The 22,640-nt window shown below is 66.3% G+C and carries 19 protein-coding genes; 4 read left to right on the forward strand and 15 right to left on the reverse strand.

All coding sequences use genetic code 11. The annotated features are described in order from the left end of the window. Nucleotides 1–401 precede the first annotated feature (401 nt). Entirely contained in the window at nt 402–656 is a 255-nt protein-coding gene (locus H6A15_RS04530; protein ID WP_204672571.1) for a hypothetical protein, read from the forward strand. Here the strand turns inward: H6A15_RS04530 and H6A15_RS04535 are convergent. Both H6A15_RS04535 and H6A15_RS04540 read right to left on the reverse strand, forming a co-directional pair. Further along, on the reverse strand, nt 653–1,438 hold the full coding sequence (locus H6A15_RS04535) for a class I SAM-dependent methyltransferase (RefSeq protein WP_239462343.1): 786 nt from the start codon (nt 1,436–1,438) through the stop codon (nt 653–655). The genes H6A15_RS04530 and H6A15_RS04535 overlap by 4 nt on opposite strands. Nucleotides 1,439–2,145: 707 nt before the next feature. After that, nucleotides 2,146–3,144, reverse strand: coding sequence for a VanZ family protein (locus tag H6A15_RS04540; protein ID WP_204672572.1), 999 nt, complete (start codon nt 3,142–3,144; stop codon nt 2,146–2,148). Between the two features lie 681 nt (nt 3,145–3,825). Here H6A15_RS04540 and H6A15_RS04545 point away from each other — a divergent pair. Together H6A15_RS04545 and H6A15_RS04550 are read left to right on the forward strand one after the other, a co-directional pair. Next, the gene (locus H6A15_RS04545) at nt 3,826–4,629 is read left to right on the forward strand and encodes a fructosamine kinase family protein (RefSeq protein ID WP_204672573.1); all 804 of its coding nucleotides are present in this window, start codon (nt 3,826–3,828) and stop codon (nt 4,627–4,629) included. A 295-nt stretch (nt 4,630–4,924) separates the two neighbouring features. After that, nucleotides 4,925–6,406, forward strand: coding sequence for an ATP-binding cassette domain-containing protein (locus H6A15_RS04550; RefSeq protein WP_204672574.1), 1,482 nt, complete (start codon nt 4,925–4,927; stop codon nt 6,404–6,406). Nucleotides 6,407–6,534: 128 nt separating this feature from the next. On the opposite strand, the gene H6A15_RS04555 is transcribed toward H6A15_RS04550, so the two are convergent. The 13 genes from H6A15_RS04555 to nudC all read right to left on the reverse strand — a co-directional run bounded on the left by H6A15_RS04555 (nt 6,535) and on the right by nudC (nt 21,476). Beyond that, nucleotides 6,535–7,116, reverse strand: coding sequence for a TetR/AcrR family transcriptional regulator (locus H6A15_RS04555; protein WP_204672575.1), 582 nt, complete (start codon nt 7,114–7,116; stop codon nt 6,535–6,537). An 8-nt stretch (nt 7,117–7,124) separates the two neighbouring features. Next, complete coding sequence (locus H6A15_RS04560) at nt 7,125–8,609, reverse strand: MFS transporter (RefSeq protein WP_204672576.1); 1,485 nt, start codon at nt 8,607–8,609, stop codon at nt 7,125–7,127. A gap of 152 nt (nt 8,610–8,761) precedes the next feature. Continuing rightward, complete coding sequence (locus H6A15_RS04565; protein ID WP_204672577.1) at nt 8,762–9,748, reverse strand: hypothetical protein; 987 nt, start codon at nt 9,746–9,748, stop codon at nt 8,762–8,764. A gap of 203 nt (nt 9,749–9,951) precedes the next feature. After that, entirely contained in the window at nt 9,952–11,541 is a 1,590-nt protein-coding gene (locus H6A15_RS04570) for an MBOAT family O-acyltransferase (protein WP_204672578.1), read from the reverse strand. Nucleotides 11,542–11,566: 25 nt separating this feature from the next. Beyond that, nucleotides 11,567–11,800, reverse strand: a complete 234-nt coding sequence (locus tag H6A15_RS04575) for a phosphopantetheine-binding protein (protein WP_204672579.1) — start codon at nt 11,798–11,800, stop codon at nt 11,567–11,569. A gap of 182 nt (nt 11,801–11,982) precedes the next feature. Then, nucleotides 11,983–13,347, reverse strand: a complete 1,365-nt coding sequence (locus H6A15_RS04580; RefSeq protein WP_204672580.1) for a diaminopimelate decarboxylase family protein — start codon at nt 13,345–13,347, stop codon at nt 11,983–11,985. Continuing rightward, nucleotides 13,347–14,987: an amino acid adenylation domain-containing protein gene (locus H6A15_RS04585; protein ID WP_204672581.1), complete on the reverse strand. Its 1,641-nt coding sequence runs from the start codon at nt 14,985–14,987 to the stop codon at nt 13,347–13,349. The genes H6A15_RS04580 and H6A15_RS04585 overlap by 1 nt, the downstream gene beginning before the upstream one ends. 397 nt (nt 14,988–15,384) lie before the next feature. Then, on the reverse strand, nt 15,385–16,947 hold the full coding sequence (locus H6A15_RS10655; RefSeq protein WP_204672582.1) for an ATP-binding protein: 1,563 nt from the start codon (nt 16,945–16,947) through the stop codon (nt 15,385–15,387). A 64-nt stretch (nt 16,948–17,011) separates the two neighbouring features. Further along, nucleotides 17,012–17,776 (reverse strand): response regulator transcription factor, encoded by a 765-nt coding sequence (locus H6A15_RS04595; RefSeq protein ID WP_204672583.1) that lies wholly within the window; start codon nt 17,774–17,776, stop codon nt 17,012–17,014. Between the two features lie 196 nt (nt 17,777–17,972). Continuing rightward, nucleotides 17,973–18,395, reverse strand: a complete 423-nt coding sequence (locus tag H6A15_RS04600) for an iron-containing alcohol dehydrogenase (RefSeq protein WP_204672584.1) — start codon at nt 18,393–18,395, stop codon at nt 17,973–17,975. Nucleotides 18,396–18,541: 146 nt separating this feature from the next. Then, nucleotides 18,542–18,682: a twin-arginine translocation signal domain-containing protein gene (locus H6A15_RS04605; RefSeq protein WP_204672585.1), complete on the reverse strand. Its 141-nt coding sequence runs from the start codon at nt 18,680–18,682 to the stop codon at nt 18,542–18,544. A gap of 211 nt (nt 18,683–18,893) precedes the next feature. Next, a complete protein-coding gene (locus H6A15_RS04610) occupies nt 18,894–20,048 on the reverse strand; it encodes an aldo/keto reductase (protein ID WP_204672586.1) in 1,155 nt (384 codons plus the stop codon). Between the two features lie 201 nt (nt 20,049–20,249). Further along, entirely contained in the window at nt 20,250–21,476 is a 1,227-nt protein-coding gene (gene nudC, locus H6A15_RS04615) for an NAD(+) diphosphatase (protein WP_204672587.1), read from the reverse strand. 162 nt (nt 21,477–21,638) lie between these two features. Here nudC and H6A15_RS04620 point away from each other — a divergent pair, with 162 nt between their 5' ends. Continuing rightward, nucleotides 21,639–22,295: a nitroreductase family protein gene (locus tag H6A15_RS04620; RefSeq protein ID WP_204672588.1), complete on the forward strand. Its 657-nt coding sequence runs from the start codon at nt 21,639–21,641 to the stop codon at nt 22,293–22,295. Nucleotides 22,296–22,640 lie beyond the last annotated feature (345 nt).

The raw sequence follows: 22,640 nt of genomic DNA on the forward strand, positions 1-22,640 counted from the left end.
AGAGCGGCGATGATACATGATTTGACCGGTGGTATTGTAGCGGCAAGTCGTACCGGGCGGGGGCGGAAGAGCTCCCCGCCACGAGACTCCATCAACTTGCTGCCTTGAGGGGCGGCGACCTTCGCCCTTGCCGGCACGGCATCGCGCAGGCAGGCATCCCGACGCGCCCCGCGCACCCGATTCCACCGAGAAGGCAGCCGATTGCGGACACGGGCATCCCGACGCGCCCCGCGCACCGGGCCGGATGCGACGCCGCAGCACTTGACGTGGACCATGGAACCTCGCGCACCCCTTCCCCGCAATAAGGCGCAAGAAGGGGGCGAAGCCCCTGTCGACCGCTATCATAGAAACATCCGCCCGCCGCCGTGGGGCGCCGGGGCAGCATGGTTTGGGAGGTTCCCATGGAGTACGCGTCCATCGCACTCGGCGTCGTCGCCATCATCATCTCGTTTGTCCCCATCGTCCCCGTGCAGCTGGCGGGCGTCGTGGTGGGCATTGTCGGCATCGTGCAGTCGCGACGCGCCAGAAAACGGGACTACCGCAAAGACCTTCCCTGCACGATCGGCTTCGTGAGCTCCATCGCCGGCCTGGTGCTTTGCGCGGCGACGCCCGTGCTCTGGGTCATCTTCGCGATAGCGCGCGGCATCATGGGCTAGGGGCGCGGCGGCACGATGCAGTCGTAGCGAACCGCCTTGCCTGCCATCGTGTGGCTCGGCTTCACGCCCGCAAGGTCCGGCCCCTTCACGGGACGCTTGACCACCACCTTGCGCGGATGCGCGGCGAGGGCGGCCCGCAACAGCTCCTCTTGGTTTCCGCAGGGCCGTTCCAGCCGATGGAGCAGCTGAAACTTCTTTTTGACCGCCGCGCTCTTGCGACGCTCGGGGAACATGGGGTCCAGATACACCACATCGGGAGATGCGGGCAAATGGGGCAGCGCCGCGATGCTGTCACATGGATGCAGATGCATGCGAGATACGATGTCCGCCAGCTTGGGATGCTCCCGCGCCCTTCGCAACGCGTCTTCGAGCAAGGCGGCGATCACCGTGTCGCTCTCGAACAGCTCCACCTCAAAACCCGATGCCGCCAAAAGCAGCGAATCCGCCCCCAGGCCAGCGGTCGCGTCGACTGCACGCGGCGCGTATCCCGCAGGAAGCCCCTTCAGACGTGCCGCCCGAACAAGAAGCTCGCGCGAGAGGTTCCCGGGCGTCAGGCGCGGCAGCATGTCGGCGAAGTCGGCTCTAAGCTCGAGCCCTCCGCCCACGAGCGTCACCCCGTCCGCGTCGCAGCGAAGCGAAAGCACCTGCCCGTCGGGCGCCTCCGCAACAAGGGGCACGTCCAGACGGGTGGCGAGCGCCTCGGCGCGCCCGGCGACATCTGTCGGGGCAGCAGGGTCCGCCACGACCGCCGCCATCGGCCACACGCCTTCGTCCTTCCCCATCGCACGCTCCTCCCGTCGATTCGCGCCATATGCGCACGGCGTCCGCAATCCATGACATAAGGTTGGCCTGGGCACCCCGGCAGGGCTGCGCGCGGGCACCTTGGTCTAGCAGTATGCCATGTCGGCACCGCACATTGTATCAGCGCCCATGCGGCTCCCCGCCTGTGCCTGCAGGCGCAAAAAAGGGCGGAGCCTTACGCTCCGCCCCACTCTCTGTACTTTGGAATCGCCCTTTCATCTACCTCGTATATGACCTGCGATTCTATTGTCGAGCTTTTGGCCCGCTCGCGCACCTCAACGGCTCTTACCGAACCAGCTCCGGAAAGCTTTGGGCGAGTTCGCTCGCCCCCACGTGCTAAAGGACCTCGGTGTCGTGGAGAGCGGGCCCAAAAGCTGCTACATCCTCTGTGCCCATTGGACTCGCCTCCCTTCGCTACCTGTCGCTTTCTGTCCTGGGCGACTTTTTCTGTGCACTGCTGTTATGCCCCGCCGCCACGAAACCAAACAGCGAGCAGTAAAGCCAACGCGAGCGGTCGTTTTTATCGGTAAGCGGTCGTGGGGCAGATTCGCACGGGCACGTTTGCAAGGTGCGCTGCGCCAGGACAAGCATCGCGAACACATGACGCGTGCCAGGGGCTCCCCACGCGACCTCGGCGCACACGAGGGGCCCGGGAAGCCGGACGCAGCACAGCAAGGCCGAGCGCCACCTAGATGAAGTCGTACGGCATGCGGCGTGCGACCAGGTAGAACAGGGCAAGCAGCGGCCATGCCATGGGGAAGAAGAGGCACGAGCATCCCATGATCGCCAGGCGAGCGGCATAGAATGCCGCGCGGCGAGCGCCCGTGCGCTCGCGCGTCTCACAGGACATGCGGACAAACCCGCCGCCCGGGGTCGAGCCGCCGTGAAACCATGGGACGACGCCCTCAACGACGCCGAACGTGACCACCGCGATGCCCATGAGCCAGGGGGCCGCCATGAGGCGATCGCCTCCCGGGGTGTTGCTCAGCAAGTAGAATATCGCCGTGCTGAGCACCATGATGACAAGACCGACCAGCAACATGTCCAGCCAAAATGCCACGCAGCGGCGGATGAACCCAGGCGCGTGCGTGACCTCCCCCTCTTGCGCCAAGGCACCCGGAGGCAGCACCCGGGCGAGCATCGAGGTCATCCACCAGCCCACGCAGGCGCCCAAGGTGTTGTAGATGAGGTCGTCGACGTCGGCGGTGCGATACGAAAAGGGATAGATGCCGAACAGGCCCGTACCCTGCGCCGCCTCGATGAGAAAGGAGACGGCAAAGCCCAACGCCACCGTCTTCCAAAAGCCCAGGCGCACAAGCCTTCCCGCGATGAAGCCGAGCGGCACGAACAGCACCACATTGAACACGATCTGCGGCACCGCCGAGATGCCCTCCCGCGCGATGTCTCCCACAAAGGCAAGCGGGTTCAGCTGCCACGGGATGCCGCGCGTGATGCCCAGGCCCGAGCTTCCGCTCGGCAGCGGATACAGGGTGAAGCACCCCAGGCCCATCACATAGAGCACGGCAAGATAGGTCGATGCCACCGAGACAAACTTGAGACGCCCGTCGCGGTGGTACAGATAGGCGAGAATCGGCAGCGTGAGCATGAACGATGCCACCGGCCATAGGGCAAGCGCCGCCGCGAAGTTCTCGCTATAGCTTCCCAAAAACCGCTTGAGCAGCTCCATGGCCGCACCTCCTTGATCGTGTGGGCGACCGCCTCGTCGTCGCCCGCCCCCTACCATGGGCGGCCCGGCAGGCATCGCCCGGGCATCGCCCCTCTCCTGACGCCATTCTCGTTCGACCCGACGCGACGTGCCATCGATTTGCCTTACAGCGGGATTACAAAACGGTAAGGATTGCCGCGGAGACCGGTTTGAAAGCCGCTCGACACGGCAAATGCCACCTTTAGAAAAAATCGATTCGCTTTTCCGACATTTTTGGGCCGCATCAGCGAGTAGACAGCTCTTTTCGCTATACAAAACAGCAGCTAGATGCGTTGCGGTTTTTCGGTCTACTCGAGGGGAGCCTTTAAAATGTCGGAAAAGCGAATCGATTTTTTAATTGCTTGCACGAGCGGCCCCTCGCCGCGATGAGAGGCGCCGGCACGGGCGGTCTCGGCTCCGCGCCGGAGACCCCCCGCCAAGTTTCCCCGTTCGAACGTCGGCCCAGCGGTGCGCAAGCCGAGCGGATGGGCGTGGGCCTGGTTGACGCCTGCAGGAAGCGGTGCCAGCATGGACATGCCGGCATCCCTGCCCGCCAGATCCCGCATTGCACCAAAGCGTCCGGCATCCGGATCCCCAGTGCGACGGCCCCGGCGCGGCGGCTCAATGATAGGAGGACACGTGCCCAGCTTCGCGCCCACCTGTGTGACAAAGACCGCAGCGAACGCAACCGACGAGCTGCTGTGCGAGGCCGCGGGGCTTCGCTGGCTCGCCGAGGCGGAACCGTCTGGAGGGATGCACGTCGCCGGCGTGATCGACTCCTCCCCCACCAAGCTCGTCGAGGAGCGCATCGCCACCGGCCCGCCCTCTCGTGCCGCCGCACGGCGCATCGGCGCCTCGCTTGCCCGGACCCATGCCGCGGGCGCCGACTGGTTTGGATGCCCTCCGCCCGCCTGCCCCGACGCGACAGGTGTCGGGCGGGCGGCGACGCCCTACGTCCGCCGCGAGCACGCCGCCTCAAGCTGGGGAGCCTTCTTTGCAGAGCACCGCATCATGTACTATGTCCGGTTCCTTCGCGACGACGGCCTATTTGGCGCGCATGAGACGCATCTGCTCGAACAGGTCGCGGCGCGCGTGGCACGCGGCGACTTCGATGCGCCGCAGCCCGCCCTTGTCGCCGCCTCCCACGTTCCCTGCGCCCGCCTGCACGGCGACCTCTGGGCGGGAAACGTCCTCTACCTCGCCGACCGGGGCGCCCCCACGGGAGGCGCCCTCATCGACCCCATGGCCTACGGGGGCCATGCCGAGACCGACCTCGCGATGCTGCAGCTGTTTGGCTACCCCTACCTGGAAGACGTCCTCGCGGGATACGACGGCGCCTCCCCGCTCGCCGACGGATGGCGCGAGCGCGTCGGGGTGCACCAGCTTGCGCCGCTGCTGCTCCACTGCGTGCTCTTTGGAGAGGGCTATCTGGGCGAGACCCTCGCCGTGGCACGCCGATATCGCTAGCCAGGCGGCGGGCCATGGCGGGCCGCGGCCGGCACGGCCGCGTGCCGGCCGCATGAGCCGCGCCTGCGAGCGGGCCTTGCTCCGAGCGCGCGCCGTGCGCTACACTGGGTGCGCCGACCGAGTCGGACATGGGGTCCGGCAGCGCGTGTGGCGGCGCCATCGGTTCGGATGAAGGGCTGGGAGCAGGTGCGCATCCGCTAGACATCATCGTTTGTACCGTCATCGTCTGCATGGACGGGGCATCGCCCCGCGCGTCGCCTGTGCGAGCATGCAGCCAGCAAGGGAGAGATGTCTTATGCAGCTCGCACTTTCCGGCGTCACATACGCCTACCCCTCCTCGCCAGAACCCATTCTGTCAAACGTATCCATAACCTTCCCCCAGGGCTGGACAGGCCTCTTGGGCGACAACGGCTGCGGCAAGACCACGCTTGCCCGCATCGCCTGCGGACTTATCGCGCCCGACCGCGGGGCCGTCACCCAAGGCCTCTTCTGCGTGATGTGCGCGCAGGAGGCCGACGAGCCGCCCGAGGGGCTCTATGACTTCGCCGCAGACTATGGACGCGACGCCCGGGAGCTGAGGCGCGTCTTTCGCATCGAAGACGACATGCCCTGGCGCTTTGACGAGCTGTCCTTCGGCGAGCGAAAGAAGCTGCAGATCGCCGTCGCCCTGTGGCAGCGCCCTGACGTGCTTGTGGCCGACGAGCCCACCAACCACCTTGACGTCGATGCCCGAGGACAGCTCGTGGAGGCGCTCGGCCGCTTTCGCGGCATCGGGATCCTCGTAAGCCATGACCGCGAGCTCCTCGACGCGCTTGCCGGCCGCTGCGTGTCCTTTGAGCCGGAGGGACTCGTGGTGCGACCAGGCGGCTATTCGGCGGCACACGCCCAGGCAGAGCTCGAGCGCGCAAGCACCCTGCGCGAGCGCTCGGCGGCAAAGGGCGAGCTGGCAAGGCTCGCCGCCGAAAAGGACCGACGGGCGCACGAGGCGGCACGTGCCGACGCGCGCCGCAGCAAGCGCCGCCTCGATCCCAAGGACAAATCCGCGCGCGCAAAAATCGATCTAGCGATCTTCACCGGCCAAGACGGTGCCCGCGGCAGGCTCTCGGCCCAGATGGACACCCACATCGCGGCAGCCCAGGCCCGCGTCGAGGCGGCGTTTGTGCACAAGCGGTATGACGGCGACCTGTGGATGGACGCCGAGCCGAGCCCTCGCAAGACGGTCCTCCACATACCCATGGCAACCATCCCGTGCGGCTCGGGCACGCTGAGCATCCCCGAGCTCTACGTGGGCAACACCGACCATATCGGCGTCGTCGGCCCCAACGGGGCGGGCAAGTCGACCCTGCTCGCCCACCTGCGCACGCTCATCGCAGCCGACCTTCCGGTACTCGACATCCCCCAAGAGCTCGATCCCGACCGGCGACGGCAGGTCATCAAGAGCGTGCAGGCGCTTTCCTCGGCAGAGCGGGGACAGGTGCTCTCGACGGTAGCCCAGCTGAACTCAAATCCGGACCGCATCCTCGAGGGAGAGCGCACCAGCCCCGGAGAGCTGCGCAAGCTCATGCTCGCCGTCGGCATGCTCTCGCGGCCGGTCCTCATCGTGATGGACGAGCCCACCAACCACTTGGACCTGCACTCGGTCGAGGCGCTCGAGCGGGCGCTTTCCAGCTACCCCGGGGCGCTCGTGCTCGTCAGCCACGACCGCGCGTTTCTCTCGGCATGCACGCAGCGCACCTGGGAGGTTCGGCACGGGGCCGTGACGTCGACCTCCCACTAGAAGCGTGCCGCCCGCCCTGCCGGGCGCCCGCCGCGGCGCGCCACAGGCCCCTTTCTCTGGACAACCAACCTGCAGGAAGGGGCCTCGCGCGCCATCGAGCAGAGACGTCTGCCCAGGGGCTTGCCGGGCTAGAACAGCTCATCGAGCGTCGCCTCGATGAGCGCGTCGACGGTGCGCTCGAGGGCGTCGGGATGCAAAAAGCGCCGATAGAGCAAGGTGAAGGCGAGCGACATCTGCAGGTTTTCCACCGCGTGCTCGTCCACGTTGGGCGAGACGTCGGCCACCTCGCCCACGATCCATCGCACGAGGCGGTCGTCGGTGGCGGGGTCGAAGCTGCGTTCCTGCGGAAAGCTGCGCACCAGGTAGGCATACTCCTTCTCGTCCGCGATGCGGAAGATGTTGCGCTGCGACCGCCATGTGCGCTGAAACCAGGCGCGCATTCCGTCGCGGCCGAGCCTGCCGCCCGCGGCGACGCGTTCGTCCTCGAGCTCATCGACCGCGTGCTGGCGGTTCTCCATAAGCATGGCGTAGATGAAGTCGCCCTTCGAGGGAAAGAAGCTATAGAAGGTCCCCTTGGCAATGCCCACCGCCTGGGCGACCTGCTCGACGCGCAGCGACCGCACGCCACCCGAGACCAGCTGCCTCCAGCCAGCCTCGATCATGCCTCGGTAGAGCTCGTCTTTGCTTTGTTGAGAGAAGATGGCCGGCATGGGGGCTCCTAGCGCGCCCGCGCAGAGCGGGCGCCGCCCGCTGACTGCCTGCGCTCACGGTAGTTGAGCCATTCACGTACCAGCGCGAGCACGACGCTTGCGCCCACGATCAGGGCAAGAACGTGAAAAGCGACGTGCATGCCGTCCATGAAGACGTCCGGCCTGCCCTCGACGTAGCTCGTCACGGGATACCCGATGGAGCTCGACATGCCGCCGTAGAGCAGGGCGGAGCCGATGGTGATGCCCAGAGACTGTCCGAGGTAGCGCATGAGGTTGCCCAGCGACCCCACGAAGCCGAGCGAGCCCTCGGGGGCATGCCCCATGATGAGCGAGTTGTTGGGCGCCTGGAAGATGGAGCTGCCGAGCGAGGTGAACATCATGCAGGGAATCACCATGAACAGCGGGGTGTCGACCGCAAGAAAGCCCAGGATGGTGAGGCCGCAGGTGTAGATGGTCTGCCCCACGAGCGTGGGCCTCTCACACCCCACCTTGTCGGAGACCGCGCCCGAGATGGGGCCGCAGATGGAGTTCACCAGCGGGTAGCACGCCATGATGAGGCCCGACACGCCCGCGCTGATGCCGCGCGCCTCTTGCAGGTAATACGGGAAGATGAACGTGAACGCCGACATCGCCAAAAAGACGAGCGACATGTTGACGAGGTCGATCACGAAGCGCACGTCGCGAAAGACGCCGAGCGTCACGAGCGGGGACGTGGCATGGTTTTCCACCACCACGAAGGCCACGAGCAGGGCCGCTCCCACGGCGAGCATGATGAGCTTGCTCGCATCGACGCCGCTCTCGAGCAAGGTGATGGAGGCGAATATCAAAAGGATCGACGGGACCAGCAGCACCGCGCCCAGGGCGTCGAACGCCGGGCGATGCCGGGGCGGGCGATTCTCGAGCACCTTGATGCCGACGAGCAGCGAAACGATGCCGATGGGGATGTTGATGATGAAGATGAACTCCCACGGGAGCACCGAGACGATGAGGCCGCCGAGCGTGGGCCCGCACATGGCGCCCAAGGCCGTGAAGGTGGCGACCAGGCCGAGCGCGCGGCCGCGGCTATCGGGAAAGGTCTCGGTGATGATGCCCTGGTTGTTGGCAAGCGACGCCGCCCCGCCGAGCGACTGGACGGCGCGCGACACCACGAGCATCTCGAGCGTTCCCGACAGCGCGCACAGCGTAGAGCCCACCGTAAAGAGCGCCACGCCGATCTGGAAGATGCGCACCTTGCCAAACATGTCGCCCAAGCGCCCAAACACGAGCAGGGCGGCGCAGGTGACCACGCTGTAGATGCTCGCGACCCACTGGATCTGCGCCATGTCGACGCCGAGCTCGACCTGCATGGACGGCATCGCCACATTGACGATGGTACCGTCGAGGATCTCCATGAAGGTCATGCACAAGATGACGGCGAGCACGAGCCCCCGGCCCCGACGTTTCGGCGCCAGAGCCGGGTCCTGCGCCTCCGCCGCCGTAGATGTCTCTGCCATAAACGCCCCTCGATTCTTTTGTTGCCGTTCAATTAATGACTATTATATCTAAATAGTCATTTTATAGCCACTCAAGATCGGGCTGTGGGACCTGGGCTCTCCAGGCGTCGGCGTGCGAGGCCGCGGGGGTGCATCTCCGCCTCCCGGGCGACTCAAGACGTCGCCGCCCCCAGCTGGGACAGGCGCTGCCGGTAGCGTGCATAGGCGTCGTTCCACCCATCGTAAGCGGCGTCCTGCCGGTGATCGGCGATGTCGTAGGAGCCGCGGAGGATCTTTCCCACGGCGCTCGTCACCTTCTGCGCCCCGGAGAGGTTCAGGTGGTCTCCGGCGTCGTAGGTCTCGCTCGACCAGTCGATCTCTACCTTCGTGTCCCCCACATTGAGGTCGTAATAATCGACCATAAGCTCCGAGGCCGCCTGCGCCATGCCGCGATGACGCGCCATGTTCCAGTTCACCGTGCTCGGCGTGCTCACCAAGACGAGGCGGGCGCCGGCGGCGTCGCACATGCGCTTGATCTCTTGCAGGTACAGCCAGTTGAAGCGAGACAACCTCTGGACATCGTCAGTTTCCTGCATGTAGGTCGTGGCATCTGCCGGCTTCACCTGGGTGGCGTGGTCAAGTCGAAATCCCTTGAGGTCATCGGCCCACGTGGCGCGCACGGGGCCCACGAAGTCGTCGACGGTGAGGCTCTTCCAGCGGTTGTGGTACTCGAAAACGGGAAACAGGTCGGAAAGCGCCCGCATGGCCGCGTCTCCGACAGACATGGGCGAGAAGATGCAGTTTGTCTCGAGCACCACCACGCGGGGGCCCTGGTTCTCGAGCGCGCGGGCGAGCAGGGATGTCGTGTAATACAGCCGCTGAGCACTCGTCGCGCACACGTATGACGTGATGCCCTGCTCGCCCCAGAGCTGCAGGGGCGAAAACGAGCTGAACGCCTCGCTGTCACCGAGGAACAGCACGTCGATGGTGTCCGCAGGCTCGCCCATGACGCCGTTTGCCGCGGCGTTTATCTGACCGAACTCGGTCTGGTTGTTCTTTGGCATGACCACGCGGGACGATAGGGCAAGAAGCGCGATCACCGCGGCCGCTATGGCAAGCGCGCCCAGCACGCGGCGGGCGCCACGGGCGACACGCATCATGAGGGGTCTCCTTTCTTGTGAGATGTGCGGCAGCAGATGCGGCACGGCAGACGCGGCCGCCATGTGACGGGTGCCGCCATGCATGGCCTCCGCGCGCCGGAAGGGCGGACAGGGGCGTCCCCGGCAGCAAGGGGCCCTTGCCGCGGCAGACCCGCCCGGCGGCAGGGCGCCTCAGGGCAAAAGGCCGGCGAGCCCGCCCGCCGCTAGAACTGGGCGTACATGGGGTCGACGGGAACATAGGAGCCGCCGTAAGCGCCGAAGATCACGATGACGAAGGCGAGCGCGACCATCGCCGCCGCGCGTACGGGGACGGGAAGCTCCCACGCGCGCCGAACCGGATGCGCCCCGCGCTCGCGCAGGCGCCCCACGGCCGCGAGGACCGCCACGGCACAGGCGACCACGCCGAAGTCCGCCGCGTCCATCCCCATCGAAAACACCGTGCCATCCGCAAAGGAGGCAAGCGAGAAGCCGCTGGCAAGGGTCCCTAGCAGCCCGAGCGCCTCCGGAGCGCTCGATGCGCGGAAGATCAGCTCGCCGATAAAGATCACGACGAGGGTCCTCCCCCGCTGCCAGGCGTGCCACGCCGCCCCGTCGTGGTCGATGCCGAGCCTCGGGCAGAGCCGCTCGGCCAGCGGCGCCATCAGGCCGCCGAGCCATATGAGCACGAAGTAGTACGCGCCAAAGAGCAGGTACTGCCCGCCTGCCCCGTGCCACAGGCCGTTTCCAAACCACACGCATGCAAGCGCCACGCCGCTTGCCGCCAGCGGCCCCATGCGATTGCCCAGAAGATGCCTCGACCCGTTCGTGAGGCGCTTTATCGGCTTGGAGAGCGACACGGGATAAAACACGTAGTCGCGAAACCATGCGCCGAGCGTCACATGCCAGCGCTGCCAAAACTCAGAAGCCGTGCGCGAGGCGAAGGGCTGGCGAAAGTTCTCGGGAAGGCGCGTGCCAAAGATGCGCCCCACGCCCACGGCAAAGTCCATGGTGCCGGAAAAGTCGCAATAGAGCTGTATGGTGTAGAGCACCGCCGCCAGCGCGACCACGCCGCCATCGACCGATGCGCTCCCGTCGAAGACCGTCTTCACAAACACGTTGACGCGGTCTGCGACGATGAGCTTCTTGGCGAGGCCCCAAAGCGCGCGCGCCGTCCCCCCGAAGAGGTTCTCGGCCGTGACGGGCCTGCCCGACCACAGCGAGCACGCCGTCTCGTTGTAGCGCGCGATCGGACCCTCCATGATCTGGGGGAAGAACGCCAAAAACAGCGCGAGGCGCACGGGGTTGTGGTCGGCGGGCGAGGTCTTGCGATAGACATCGACCACATACGATACCGCCGAAAGCGTATAGAACGAGATGCCGATGGGCACGCCCAGCCTCAGGCCGCCCTGAGGGACCTCGATGCCGAGCGGCGCCAGGAGCGGTGCCGCGACGGCCTCAAAAAAGGCAAGGTATTTCAGGGCGGCGAGCACTCCGAGGTTGGCGACCACGCACGCCGCGACCGCGGCGCGCATGTAGCGCGCGAACCGGCGCTTGACGACCCTTCGGTCGACGTCGGGGTCGCGCATCTCGGCGGCCCGGCGCCGCTGGAGCTCTTCGAGCACGAGCCCCGTCGCCCACACAGAAAGCGTCGAGAACAGCAGGAATGCCAGGAGCTTGCCGCTGATGCTCCAGAAGAAGGCATAGCTTGCCGCCAGGAGCACCAACGGGCGCGCCCGCCGGGGCGCAAGCTGGTAGAGCGCCACCGCGGCGGGCACGAACAGCCCCAGCACCATCAGCGAGAAATACGATTTCATGATTGCTGGATTCGCTCCCTAGCGCTTAGAAGTCCTCGTCGCGCAGACGTTGGACCATGGCCCAGATCGCCTCGAGCGAGTTGAAGTTTGCCGCCACGATCTCGACGGCAGGGATCGAGATGTCAAATGTGTCTTCGAGCTCGGATGTGAGCGCAAGGATGGTCAGCGAGTCGAGCACGCGCGCATCCACCAGATCGGTGCGACCGCGGTAGTCCTCTCCCGACTTGAGGTCTTCGAGAATGTCCAGAATGGCGTCCATGATGCGATCCTTTCGTTTGAGGGATACCAGACGCTGCCGCCGCGGCGTCCAGGAAAAGGCGATGGGACGGGAGGGCGCCCCGGCGGGGAGGAGAGATGCCGGATGCGCCCCCGCGCCAGAAGGGGAAGTGTGCGGAGCGGCAACCATGGGCTGAAAAACGAGCCGCTCCGCGGGGGAAAGCGTTATCGGGGGCAGACGGACGGCGTGTTGAGCACGTCGGTTCGCAAGGCGTCGCGCACCAGGCGCGGCTCGCCACCGGAATCGAGCACCACCACGCGGGGAAGGTCGCGGCTGAGAAACAGCGAGATGCCCTCCGTCATGCAGTAGGCGCCCACGTTGGCGAAGGCGAGCACGCGCCCCTGCCCCATGCCGACGAGCGGCATCTGCTTGGCCAGCACGTCATTGACCGTGCAGAGCGACCCGAAGATGCTCCACGGCTCGGCCTCTCCGCCGGCGGCATCGCCTAGAAGGTGGCAGGCGGGCTGGTGCATGGCCATCGACTGGCCAAAGTAGACGAGCTGGTGAATGCCTCCGTCGACGATGGCGTAGCGCTCGCCACGGTTCGTCTTGGTGTCGACCACCCGGGTGAGATAGGTGCCGCAGCTCGCGACCAGGCTTCGGCCGACCTCGAGCGTGACCTTCCCGGCGAACGCCATCTTGGAGAGCGCCTCGGAAAAGGCGGAAAGATACGCCGCCTCGTCGAAGGAGTCGGCTTCGAAATAGGCAACCGGCAAGCCGGGGCCATACTCGAGCTCGGTCGCCGTCCAGCCATACCCCTCCTCGAGCGACGCAAGGAAGCGATCGAGCTTTTCCAACTCTCGAGACACGCGGCGCGGCGAGGTCTTCTGCGTGCCCGAGAAGAACTGGATGCCGCGCAGGTCGATCGTCTCGGACGTCCCGTAGCGGCCCACAAGCTCGCGCACCAAGGCGGCGTCGAGACCAAACTGGTTGCCGCTGGTAAGACGCAGCAGCACCGGCGTGCGCACGCCGCGGCGGCGGGCGCAGAGCTCGACGAGCTCCATCTGCGCCGCGGACTCGATGGTGAGCACCGCCCGCCCCGAGCCGTCCACAAGCGCGGCATCGACGGTCTCGGCGTCCTTGTGGACGCCGGAGACCACGAGCTTCTCGCTGGGAACGGAGACCTCGCGGCAGATGCGATACTCGCCTGGAGAGCATACCTCGACGCGATCGACCAGCTCGACGAGCCCCGGCAGCACGAACGTGTTCGCCTTCATGGCATAGCACAGCCCCGTGCCGCGAGGAAGCATCGAGCGCAGGAAGGAGGCGCGCTCGCGCAGCACCCGCTCGTCAAAGATATAGAGCGGGGTGCCGAAGCGGTCGGCAAGCGCGAGCAGCGCGTCATCGTCAAGCAGGGCATCCCCCCTTCGCCACGACGCGCCGCCACCAGCCCCCTCGCACGCCGATGCGACGGGGCGCCCGGGCTCGCCCATGGAGGCCGCCGCAGCATCGAGGCGCCCCGCGAAGGAGGCCTCGCTTGAAAGCGGGGTCGTCACCGTCCCACGGGATCGAAATGCAGATGAATACATTAGAGGCTCCTTTCGGATGCAGGCCCGCCGGTCGCCGATGGCGCCGTGCGGGCCGATCGGCGCGGGCGCGATGAAAGCTCAAGCAGGCGGGCGCGGTCGACCTTGCCGTTTTTCGTGAGCGGCATCGCGTCGACGCGTGCGATGCGCCCCGGCACCAGCGCGGCGGGAAGATAGCGCGCGACCCCTTCGCGGAGGCGAGACGCCTCGGCGTCGCCTTCAAAGAAGGCACAGATGCGCTCGCGGCGGGCGTCGTAGACGCAGCGGCACCGCTCTACCCCGGGCTGGCGCTCGAAGGCGGCATCGATCTCTTCCAGCTCGACGCGGTGCCCCAGATGCTTGACCTGGTTGTCCGCGCGGCCGCTAAAAAAGAGCTCGCCGCCCGCCCCCACGCGGGCAAGGTCGCCCGTTCGATAGAACGTTTCGGGCAGGATGGCTGCGCCGGGGCGCTGGACAAACGCCTTGCGGGTACGCTCCTCGTCGCCCACATAGCCGAGCGCGATCGCCGAGCCGCCGACATAGAGCTCGCCCGTCTCGCCCTCGCCCGCAACAGGCTCGCCCCGCTCGTCGAGCAGCAACACGCGCCGGTTGGGAAACGGCCGCCCCAGCGGGATGCCCTCGGCGTAGGAACGGGCGGGGACGAGCACATGGTAGGTACAGTTGCACGTGACCTCGGTGGGCCCGTACAGGTTTACAAAGCGGGCGCGCGGCAGATGCTTCCGCCAGCGGCACAGATGCTCATACGGCATGACCTCGCCGCTGAACATGACGGTGCGCAGCAGGGGCAGCCGCCCGTACTCAAGGCCATGCAGGCGAGAGAGCAGGCAAAGCGCCGCAACCGCCCAGATGAGCGTCGTCACCCGATGCGTGACGAGAGCGTCCACGAGCTCGGCCGGACTTGAGAACAGGCGTCGCGGCAGGACCACCAAGGTGGCGCCGGCGGCCATGGAGCCATAGATATCCTTCACCGAGACATCGAAGTCGAAGGGCGCCTGGTTGCCCAGCACCTCGGTAGACGAGATCTCCAGGGTCCGCACGAACGTCGAGATGAACTCGACGATGGCGCGATGGCTGACCGCCACGCCCTTGGGCGTACCCGTCGAGCCCGACGTGAACAAGACATAGGCGGGATCGGTGTCTACCGTCTCGCGCGCGATGGCATCGAGGCGCTCGGAGTCGATGGGACCTCCAAGAAGGTCCTCGGCGACAAGCACGTCGTGGTCGCTAAAGACCTCGCGCGCAAGCGACTGGCACGCGCGGTCCGCCACCACAACGGGATCGCCCAGGACCTCGGCGATGAGGCCCGCGCGAAGCGCCGGCACCGTCGAATCGACGGGCACATAGAACCCGCCCGCGGCAAGCGTGCCGAGCATCGTCGCCAACGCCGGCACGCCCTTCTCCGCAAACACGATCACCGGGCTGCCGGCGACATTCGCCTTCGCCAACGCGGTCCCTACGCTCCGGACAAGGCCGAACAGCTGCCCGTAGGTGTACGAGCCGACCTCGTCAACCACGGCGACCTTCGCCGGATGCATAAGGGCCCCGCGCTCGAGAAAACACAGAGCGGTGTGGCGATATCTCTGGTGCACGCCGACCCTCAGGTCCAGGACCTGTTCGGCCTCCATTGCCCCACGTGTGTACATGCGCTCCTCCTGTCTGTGCCTCGCGGTACGATGCATAAGTGTGGAGGAGCAACCTTCAGGCCGGCTGAACGGAGTCTAAAGGTTCCTTTAGCTTTGGATGAGAGCGTCCCGCATTGCGATGTACGCCTTTCGGCCCAAGGGGCTGTCGGGTCCTATATAAACATGCAATTGTTTACGTTTTATACCGAAAAACGTAAATAGTTGCATGTTAAACCTGGCGCGGGACCGCAAGCAGAGAGTTGGACCGGGAGGTCCGGGCTGAAGGGCCGCATGTGCGACAGGGACGACGTGCGGCCGGGTCCCGTCGGGCGGCGGCGTGAGGTATGCCAGGCCACCGGCCGCGTCGCGATCGTGGACAGCGAGGCGCCGGGGCGCGGCACGATCGCGAACAGGGCGTCTAGCTGGCGGCAGGCGAGCCCTTTTCCTCCTTGGCATGCAGGGGCAGGGTGATCACCAGCACGGTCGACCATGGCGATGCGGGCCCGTCGTCCAGGCGAATGCAGCCGCCCATGAGCTCGACGGCGCGGCGGGCGATGGAAAGCCCCAGCCCCGTGCCTCCGCCTGCGGCGCGCGCGGTGTTCTCCGTCACAAAGGGCTCGAAGGCTCGGGCGGCAAGCTCGGGCGAAAAGCCCTGGCCGGTATCCGCCACCGTCACCTCGACATGGCCACCTTCACCCTGCTCGCAAGCGACACGAATGCGAATGCCGGGCTCGTTGTGGGACCAGGCGTTGTCGATAAGATTCACGAGCATGCGACGGAACAGCTGGTTGTCCACGAGCGCGCGCAGCTCCCCCGCCGCCGCCACCTCGAGCGTGCAGCCCGCCTGCTCCACCGCCGGCGCCGCGTCATCCGCCACCGAACGCACCAACGAGCAGACGTCGGCAGGCACCAGATGCGGCTCGTAGTCGGGGTGCTCCATCGTGGCGAAGCTGAACAGCGTGTCGATGAGGTCTCCTGCCGCAGACGCCCGCTCGTACATGGCGCGATGGTAGCCGTCGGCCTTCTCGGCGGGAATGCGGCCCTCGCAGAAGGCCTGCGCATATCCGCGTATCACCGTAAGCGGGGTCTTCAGGTCGTGCGAGACGTCGGCTATGATGCGCTGGCGCTCAAGGCGCGCCTCGGCAAGCTGGTCCATAAGGTCGACGAAGTTGTCGTAGGTTCTCGCGAGCTCGCTCGGGACTTGAGAGCTCGTCGCCGCATCGCCCTCGCCGCGCCGATAGGCATCGATCGCCGCATCGAGCGGACGGGCCGCCCGGCGCACCAGGCGCATAAGGAGCCACACGGCAATGCCGGTGGCGACGAGCATCACCGGGATGCCTAGCAGCGTGATGCGTCCCGCATCGTCGAGCGCCTGCTGGTAGCGCACATCGCTCACCATGGGCGCAAGCAGCACCAGCGTGCGCGAAGCTCCCGAAACGGTGACGTAGTCGTAGCGCTCGACGGTCAGCTGCGCATCGTAGACGCCCTTGATGAGGTCGAACTCGCGCTGCGTCAGGGAGTCGCGGTCGGCGAAGAGGTCGCCGGCAAGGATGTCGAGGTCCTCGTCGAGCACGCACCACGCATCGACGTTCTTGCTGTAGCCGTCGTACCTGTCGTACGAGCAGCGCAGCACGCGATAGCGCAGTCCCTCCTCGGTGCGCTCTTGAAACACCTCGTAGAACGAATCCTCGTCATAGTCGTTGATCAGCGAGAGGTCGGAGGCGCGAACCTTGCCGGCGACCTTCTCGCTCGTGGCATAGAGCCGCGTGCCGCCGTCGTTAAATATGATGATTTGACAGTTGCGGAAGGCATCCGACTGGAGCACGGTGAAGTCGTCCTGCTCAAGGGCGTCCTCGTGCTCGAGCACCATCTCCATAGAGGGAAACGCGCTTGCAAGCAGGGCGTCGCCGGCACGGCCGAGCGCGCCCAGCAGCACGACCAACACCAAGGCATAGGCCACCACCACCGTAAGGCATCTCACCGCGAGGCTCGTTCGCAGCGCCTTCCAAGCGCCTCGAATGCGCGGGGATGCCGAGCCGCGCCTCCTAGCCATCGAGCCTATACCCCAGGCCGCGAACGGTCTTGATGTAGCGCGGACGCAGCGGGTCGTCCTCCAGCTTGGCGCGAATGTTGGAGATATGCACCATCACGCTGCTTGCGCCGCCAATCGCCGGCTCGCCGTTGACCGCAGCGTAGAGGTTGCCCTTGCTGAGCACGCGGCCCTGCGCCGCCATGAACGCCGCCATGATCTTGAGCTCGGCGGCGGTAAGGGGCACCGTCTCGCCACGCTTCGACAAGGTGAGGCGATGCGGGTCGAAGACGAGCTCGCCGCATGTGATGGCGTCGGGCGATGTGGGCGCGGCGGTCTCGCCGGCGCCATCCGCTGCCTGCACATCCGTCGCCGGGGCGTCGTCCTCCCCTGCGGCGCCAGCAGACTCACGGCCCTGCTCGCGGCGGCGGATCATCGCACGGATGTAGGCGGTCACCTCAAGCGGGTCGAACGGCTTTGTAATGTAGCCGTCGGCCCCGGCATCGAGGCCCACGATCTTGTCTGCCGGCATGCTGCGCGCCGACACGATCACAATGGGCACGTCGCTCGTCTTGCGCGCGGCCTTGATGAAGTCGTATCCGTTCATGCGCGGCATCATGATGTCCACAAGCGCCACGTCGACCTCGTGAGAGCGAAGCAGCTCAAGCGCCTGCTCGCCGTCGGGAGCCGAAAGCACCTCGTAGCCGCTGCCGGACAGATAGAGCGTGAGCAGCTCGACAATGTCCTTGTCGTCTTCAGCAATCAGCACGGTCTTGGGCATTGGCGCCTCCTTGTCCTGGTTTACGCGGCATCCTAGCAGGAAGCGACGGCGTCAACCAATCCATCGGAGGCGGCGCCCACCAAACATTCAAGAACGGGCGCGACGGCGCTCGGCCCCAAAGAAGGAGACGGCGACACCCCGGCCGCATGCCGCCGACGCGAAGGGCATCTCGGTCGCCCGGCAGCCGTTCGGCGGGCTACTTCACTGCTTCGAGAATCTCAAAGATCTCGTCGGCGTCGAGCACCTTCGGGCATGTGGGGATGATGATCGTGGAGTCGGCGACGGCGCGCAGCATGTCATCGGTGCCCTCGCCGGAGATGCCCATCTCGGAGAGCGTGGACGGCAGGCCGATCTCGGCGATGAACGCCTCGAGCGCGTCGATACCCGCGGCGGCGAGCTCCTCGGCGCTCTTGCCCGCGGCGTCGATACCCCAGACCTCGGTGGCGAAGCGCGCGAACTTCTCGGGCGCGCCGGCCATCATGTGGCGGTACATCGTCGGATGGATCACCGCCAGGCCGAAGCCGTGGTTGCAGTCGGTATAGGCGCCGAGCTGGTGCTCGATCATGTGCGCCTGGAAGGCCGTGGCCTTGCCGATCTTCAAGATGCCGTTCTCGGCCATGGCGGACGCCCAGAAGAGCTCCCCGGGCAGCGAGCGCGCGGCGCTCAGATACGCCAGCCCGCGGCGGCCGCGCAGAAGCGATGGGCGCCGCGCCCGGAAACACCCGGTCGACCCTGGCTGTTCCGCGACCTCGCCGACCGCGGGCCTCAGGCGCAAGCAGCCGCGTCATCGCTCCCCGCGTCGCAGCCCGAAGGCAGCGCCGTCGTCCCAACAAGCGCCGCAAGGGACGCCACGCCCCTGAGCAGGGACCTTCTGCTTACCGATACCTGGGTGGCCATGTCGTTCATGCCGATGCTCCTCTCGTATGATTGCTGCAGCAATTGTTGCATCGGCAGCATCAGGCAACGCCCACCCATCGGGCATTCCAGTATGCACGTAAAGCATAGTTTTCAAGCCCCGCTGTGGCCCTGCAGAGGACGAAGGCGCGTCGCCAGGCGCAGGAGGCCTGCCACGGCATGACGCCACGGCGCGGCAGGCCCCTTGGAACCAGAAAAGGCCCTAGCAGCCGAAGAGCTCCGCTGCCTGGGCCATCTTGTCGGCCACTTTCACACCGAAGGGACAGCGGCCCTCGCAGGCGTGGCAGGCGATGCAGGCGTCGGCGCGCACGTCGAGCGCGCGATAGTGCTCACGAAGTGAATCGGGCACCTCGTCCTGCATGACCGCGAGGTCATAGAACTTGTTGACCGTGGGGATATCGATGCCCTTGGGGCAGGGCGCGCAGTGTCCGCAATAGGTGCACTGGCCCATATAGGCATGGCGCGGAGCGCCGGCGAGCACCGTCGCGTAGTCGCGCTCCTCGGCCGATGCACCCTCGTAGGAAATCGCCTCGGCGACATGGTCGGGCGTAGAGAAGCCCACCATGATGCTCGCCACCGCCGGGCGCGTGAGCGCGTAGTGGATGCACTGCACGGGAGTGAGGGCTACGCCAAAGGGCGACTGGGCGGGGTCGAAAAGCCTGCCGCCCATGTATCCCTTCATGACGGTGATGCCCGTCCCGGTCTGCTCGGCGAGCGCGTAGAGCTCGGCGCGCTCCGGCGTGATGCCGTCAAGCGCCGACTGCTCGCCCTTCTCGCCAAAGTAGTCGTCGAGGTCCTCGCTCGCCGGCATCATGTCGAAGGCAGGGTTCACGCTGAAGAGGATCATCTCGATCTCGGGATGCCTGCAAGCGAGCTTGGCGACCTCGGGATTGTGGGTCGAGAGGCCCACGTGGCGAACGGTGCCGCAGGCGCGCAGCTCGCGCAGGTACCCCATAAAGGGGCTGTCCGCCACGATCTGCTCGAACTCTTCGACCTTGTCCACGTAGTGGATCATTCCAAGGTCCATATAGTCGGTATGGAAACGCCGCAGCAGGTCCTCAAAGGCCGGCTTGACGGCGTCGAGGTCGCGCGTGCGCACGTACTGGCCGTCCTGCCAGGTGGAGCCAAGATGCCCCTGGATGATCCATTGCCCGCGGCTGTCCAGCTCGCGCAGCGCATCACCCAGGTTGGAGCGGCGCGTGGGGTCGGGCATCCAGCAGTCGAGGATGTTCACCCCGGCTTCCTGGCACGCGCGCACGACGGCCAAAGCCTGTTCGGCCGTACCGTCCATCCATTCGCCGCCGAAACCGATCTCGCTCACGTCGAGACCGGTCGTACCGAGCTTGCGATACCGCATGATTCCCTCCCGAATCCGATGGATCGACATCGGGCGCAAGCACACGCGCCGATGCCGCACGCACTCCCTTCACCATTTCCCTTGGCATAAGTTTGAACCATGCGGCCATTTTGCAACAGAAGATGAAATGGAGAAAGGTCCTCTTCCGTCCTATCCAACGCAGAAAGACCCAAGAAAGCAGAGCCGACGCAAAGCGGCGAGCTACCCGAGCTGCCCGCCAAACCAGTCTTCGATGAGATGGCGTGCGATCGACGCCCTCCCCGGAAGCTCGAGCCCGCCGGACTCGACCGCCTGCCTCAACTCATCGCGCGTGAACCAGCGTGCCGAGGCGACCTCGGAATGGTCGGGCGTTATCGTCGTGGTGCGAGCATGAGCGCGAAATCCGAGCATGATGCTGGCTGGAAACGGCCACGGCTGCGAGCCCAGATACCAGACCCGGTCGAGCTCGACGCCTACCTCCTCGGCAGCCTCGCGGCGCACGGCGTGCTCGAGGCTCTCCCCCGCCTCGACGAAACCCGCCGAAACCGAGAAGAAGCGCCTGCGCCAGGCAGCGTTGTTTTGCAGCAAGATGCGGTCCGCATCATCCACGATGGCGGTGATGATCGCCGGCTCGATGCGCGGAAAGAGCAAACGGTCGGCGTCGTCGGGGCTCGAGCAGGTCTGCGCCCATCCTGACAGCGCCGGCACGACGGGCGAGCCACACGCCGGGCAATATCGCTGCTGGTCATGCCACATGGCAACGGCGGCGGCGCTCGTCGCAAGCCCGGCATCGCGAGCAGAGGCGCACGGCGCAAACGCCCGCAGCTCGATCCAGCCATAGGATGCACGGAGGCAGGTGGCGAGGCAGGCAACGGGCGATGCCGCCCCGTCGGCCGAGGCCGAAGACTGCCTCCTGGACATCTCGCCCGATACGAGAGCCTGTCCCCCACGCCGCCTTGCGTCGGATGCGCCCGCGCAAAGCGAGCCTGTCGCCCCCGCGTCGCCGGCCGCCCGCGCCGCGCGGGCGACGTCGAGCGCGAGGTAAGAAACCGTGGAGGCGCCTGCGCCGCCCCCGTCTTCGGACCGCTCCATCCCAAGGTAGATGACATAGGGGGCAAGACGTGCGACGTCGCCGTCTACCCGCAGGTCGGCAGGCGAGAGCATCGCGAGCTCGAGCAGCCCGCTCGGAGCCGTCGCGTCTGGCCGGGGTGCCGCGGGGTCGTCGGTGCAGTCGAGCGCCTCGGGCGCATCGGCAACCTCCCGCCTGGGCACGGCCACCTTGCCCAAATCGACGAGCATGACTCTTGTCCTCGCGTCGCCCAGCAGGCGCTCGAGCAATCCCTGCTCGCCACGCCGCTCAACATCGAGATCGACCGTCGCCTGCGCCAAAAGCAGGCGGTCCATAAAGCCTGCCTGGTCTGCGGCTGCGCCCAAAGCGCTTTCAGCCATATTGACTTCTCCCATCATCTTGTTGCTGTACAACCTGAGATTATAGGGGCGCACGTTTTGCCCTCTTCCGAAGAACGTGCCCGGCCGGAACGCCGCGGGCCCCGCTCGCCGCACCGAGGCTTGCCGCCAGGACCCCCATTCGCCACGCCGGGGCATGCCTCTTTGAGCTTCGTTTCCGACCGGCACCTTGAAGGCGAGGCGCTCGCACAGATCCAGCGCGAGATCGACGTCTGCAACGAGCAGTTCGGGCTATCCATGCAGCTCTGCCTTGACAACCCCCAGGCCTTCGACGGAACGCTTGCGCATTACGGCTCGTTTCGAGACGTCCGCAACCACATCGCCCTTGTGGGACCCAAGCGCCCGGCCCTGGATGAGGACTGCGGGACGGCCGGCGGACGCGTCGTGCTGCTCGCCCAGCCTTTAGGGCTCAACACATGTTGGGTGGCCCTGACGTTCCGAAGGAGGGCGAGCGCGGCGCGCATAGCGCCGGGCGAGCGGTTCGTGTGCTGCATAGCGATTGGATACGGCGAGAACGACGGAGCGTCGCACAGCGTCAAGCCGATTGAGAAGCTTGCACGCACCGGCTCCAATGCACTCGACACGATGCCGGCCTGGTTCGTCTCCGGACTCAAGGCGGCGCAGCTTGCCCCCACCGCGCTCAACCAGCAACGCTTCTGCTTTGAGCTCGACGAGGACAGGCGCGCCGCGCACGCCCGCACCCTGCCCACGCCCTCCTGCGGCCACATAGACCTTGGCATAGCCCGGCTGCATTTCGAGCTTGGGGCAAACACCGTGTCGGACGACTGGATGTTTTCATAGCCGCTGGCAGCCGCCCGAACAGCAGCTCGGTGGGCCCCAGAACTGCACACCCAGCTTGCGGCCCATGCTGCGAGGCAATCTCCTCGAGTCGGTAGGCGCGGCCGCCATGCGCATGCCGCCACAACAATGGATAGAACTATATCTTTCATGCATAAGATATCGACGGCTTCGTCGCCACGCAAGGCCGGCCTTCACTTGATGTTGGGTATTGGCTCAGGGCCCAGGCAGCCTACGATGCCGAGGTCGCGCGTCCACGCCTCGAAACCGAGTTGCAGGCCATCACGCCGTGGAACGGCGGCGGCATGCACCAATAGGAAGGGCGCACCAGAGACGCCGTTGCGCATA

The organism is Enorma phocaeensis (assembly GCF_016901575.1).
Classification (GTDB): Bacteria; Actinomycetota; Coriobacteriia; order Coriobacteriales; family Coriobacteriaceae; genus Limicola; species Limicola phocaeensis_A.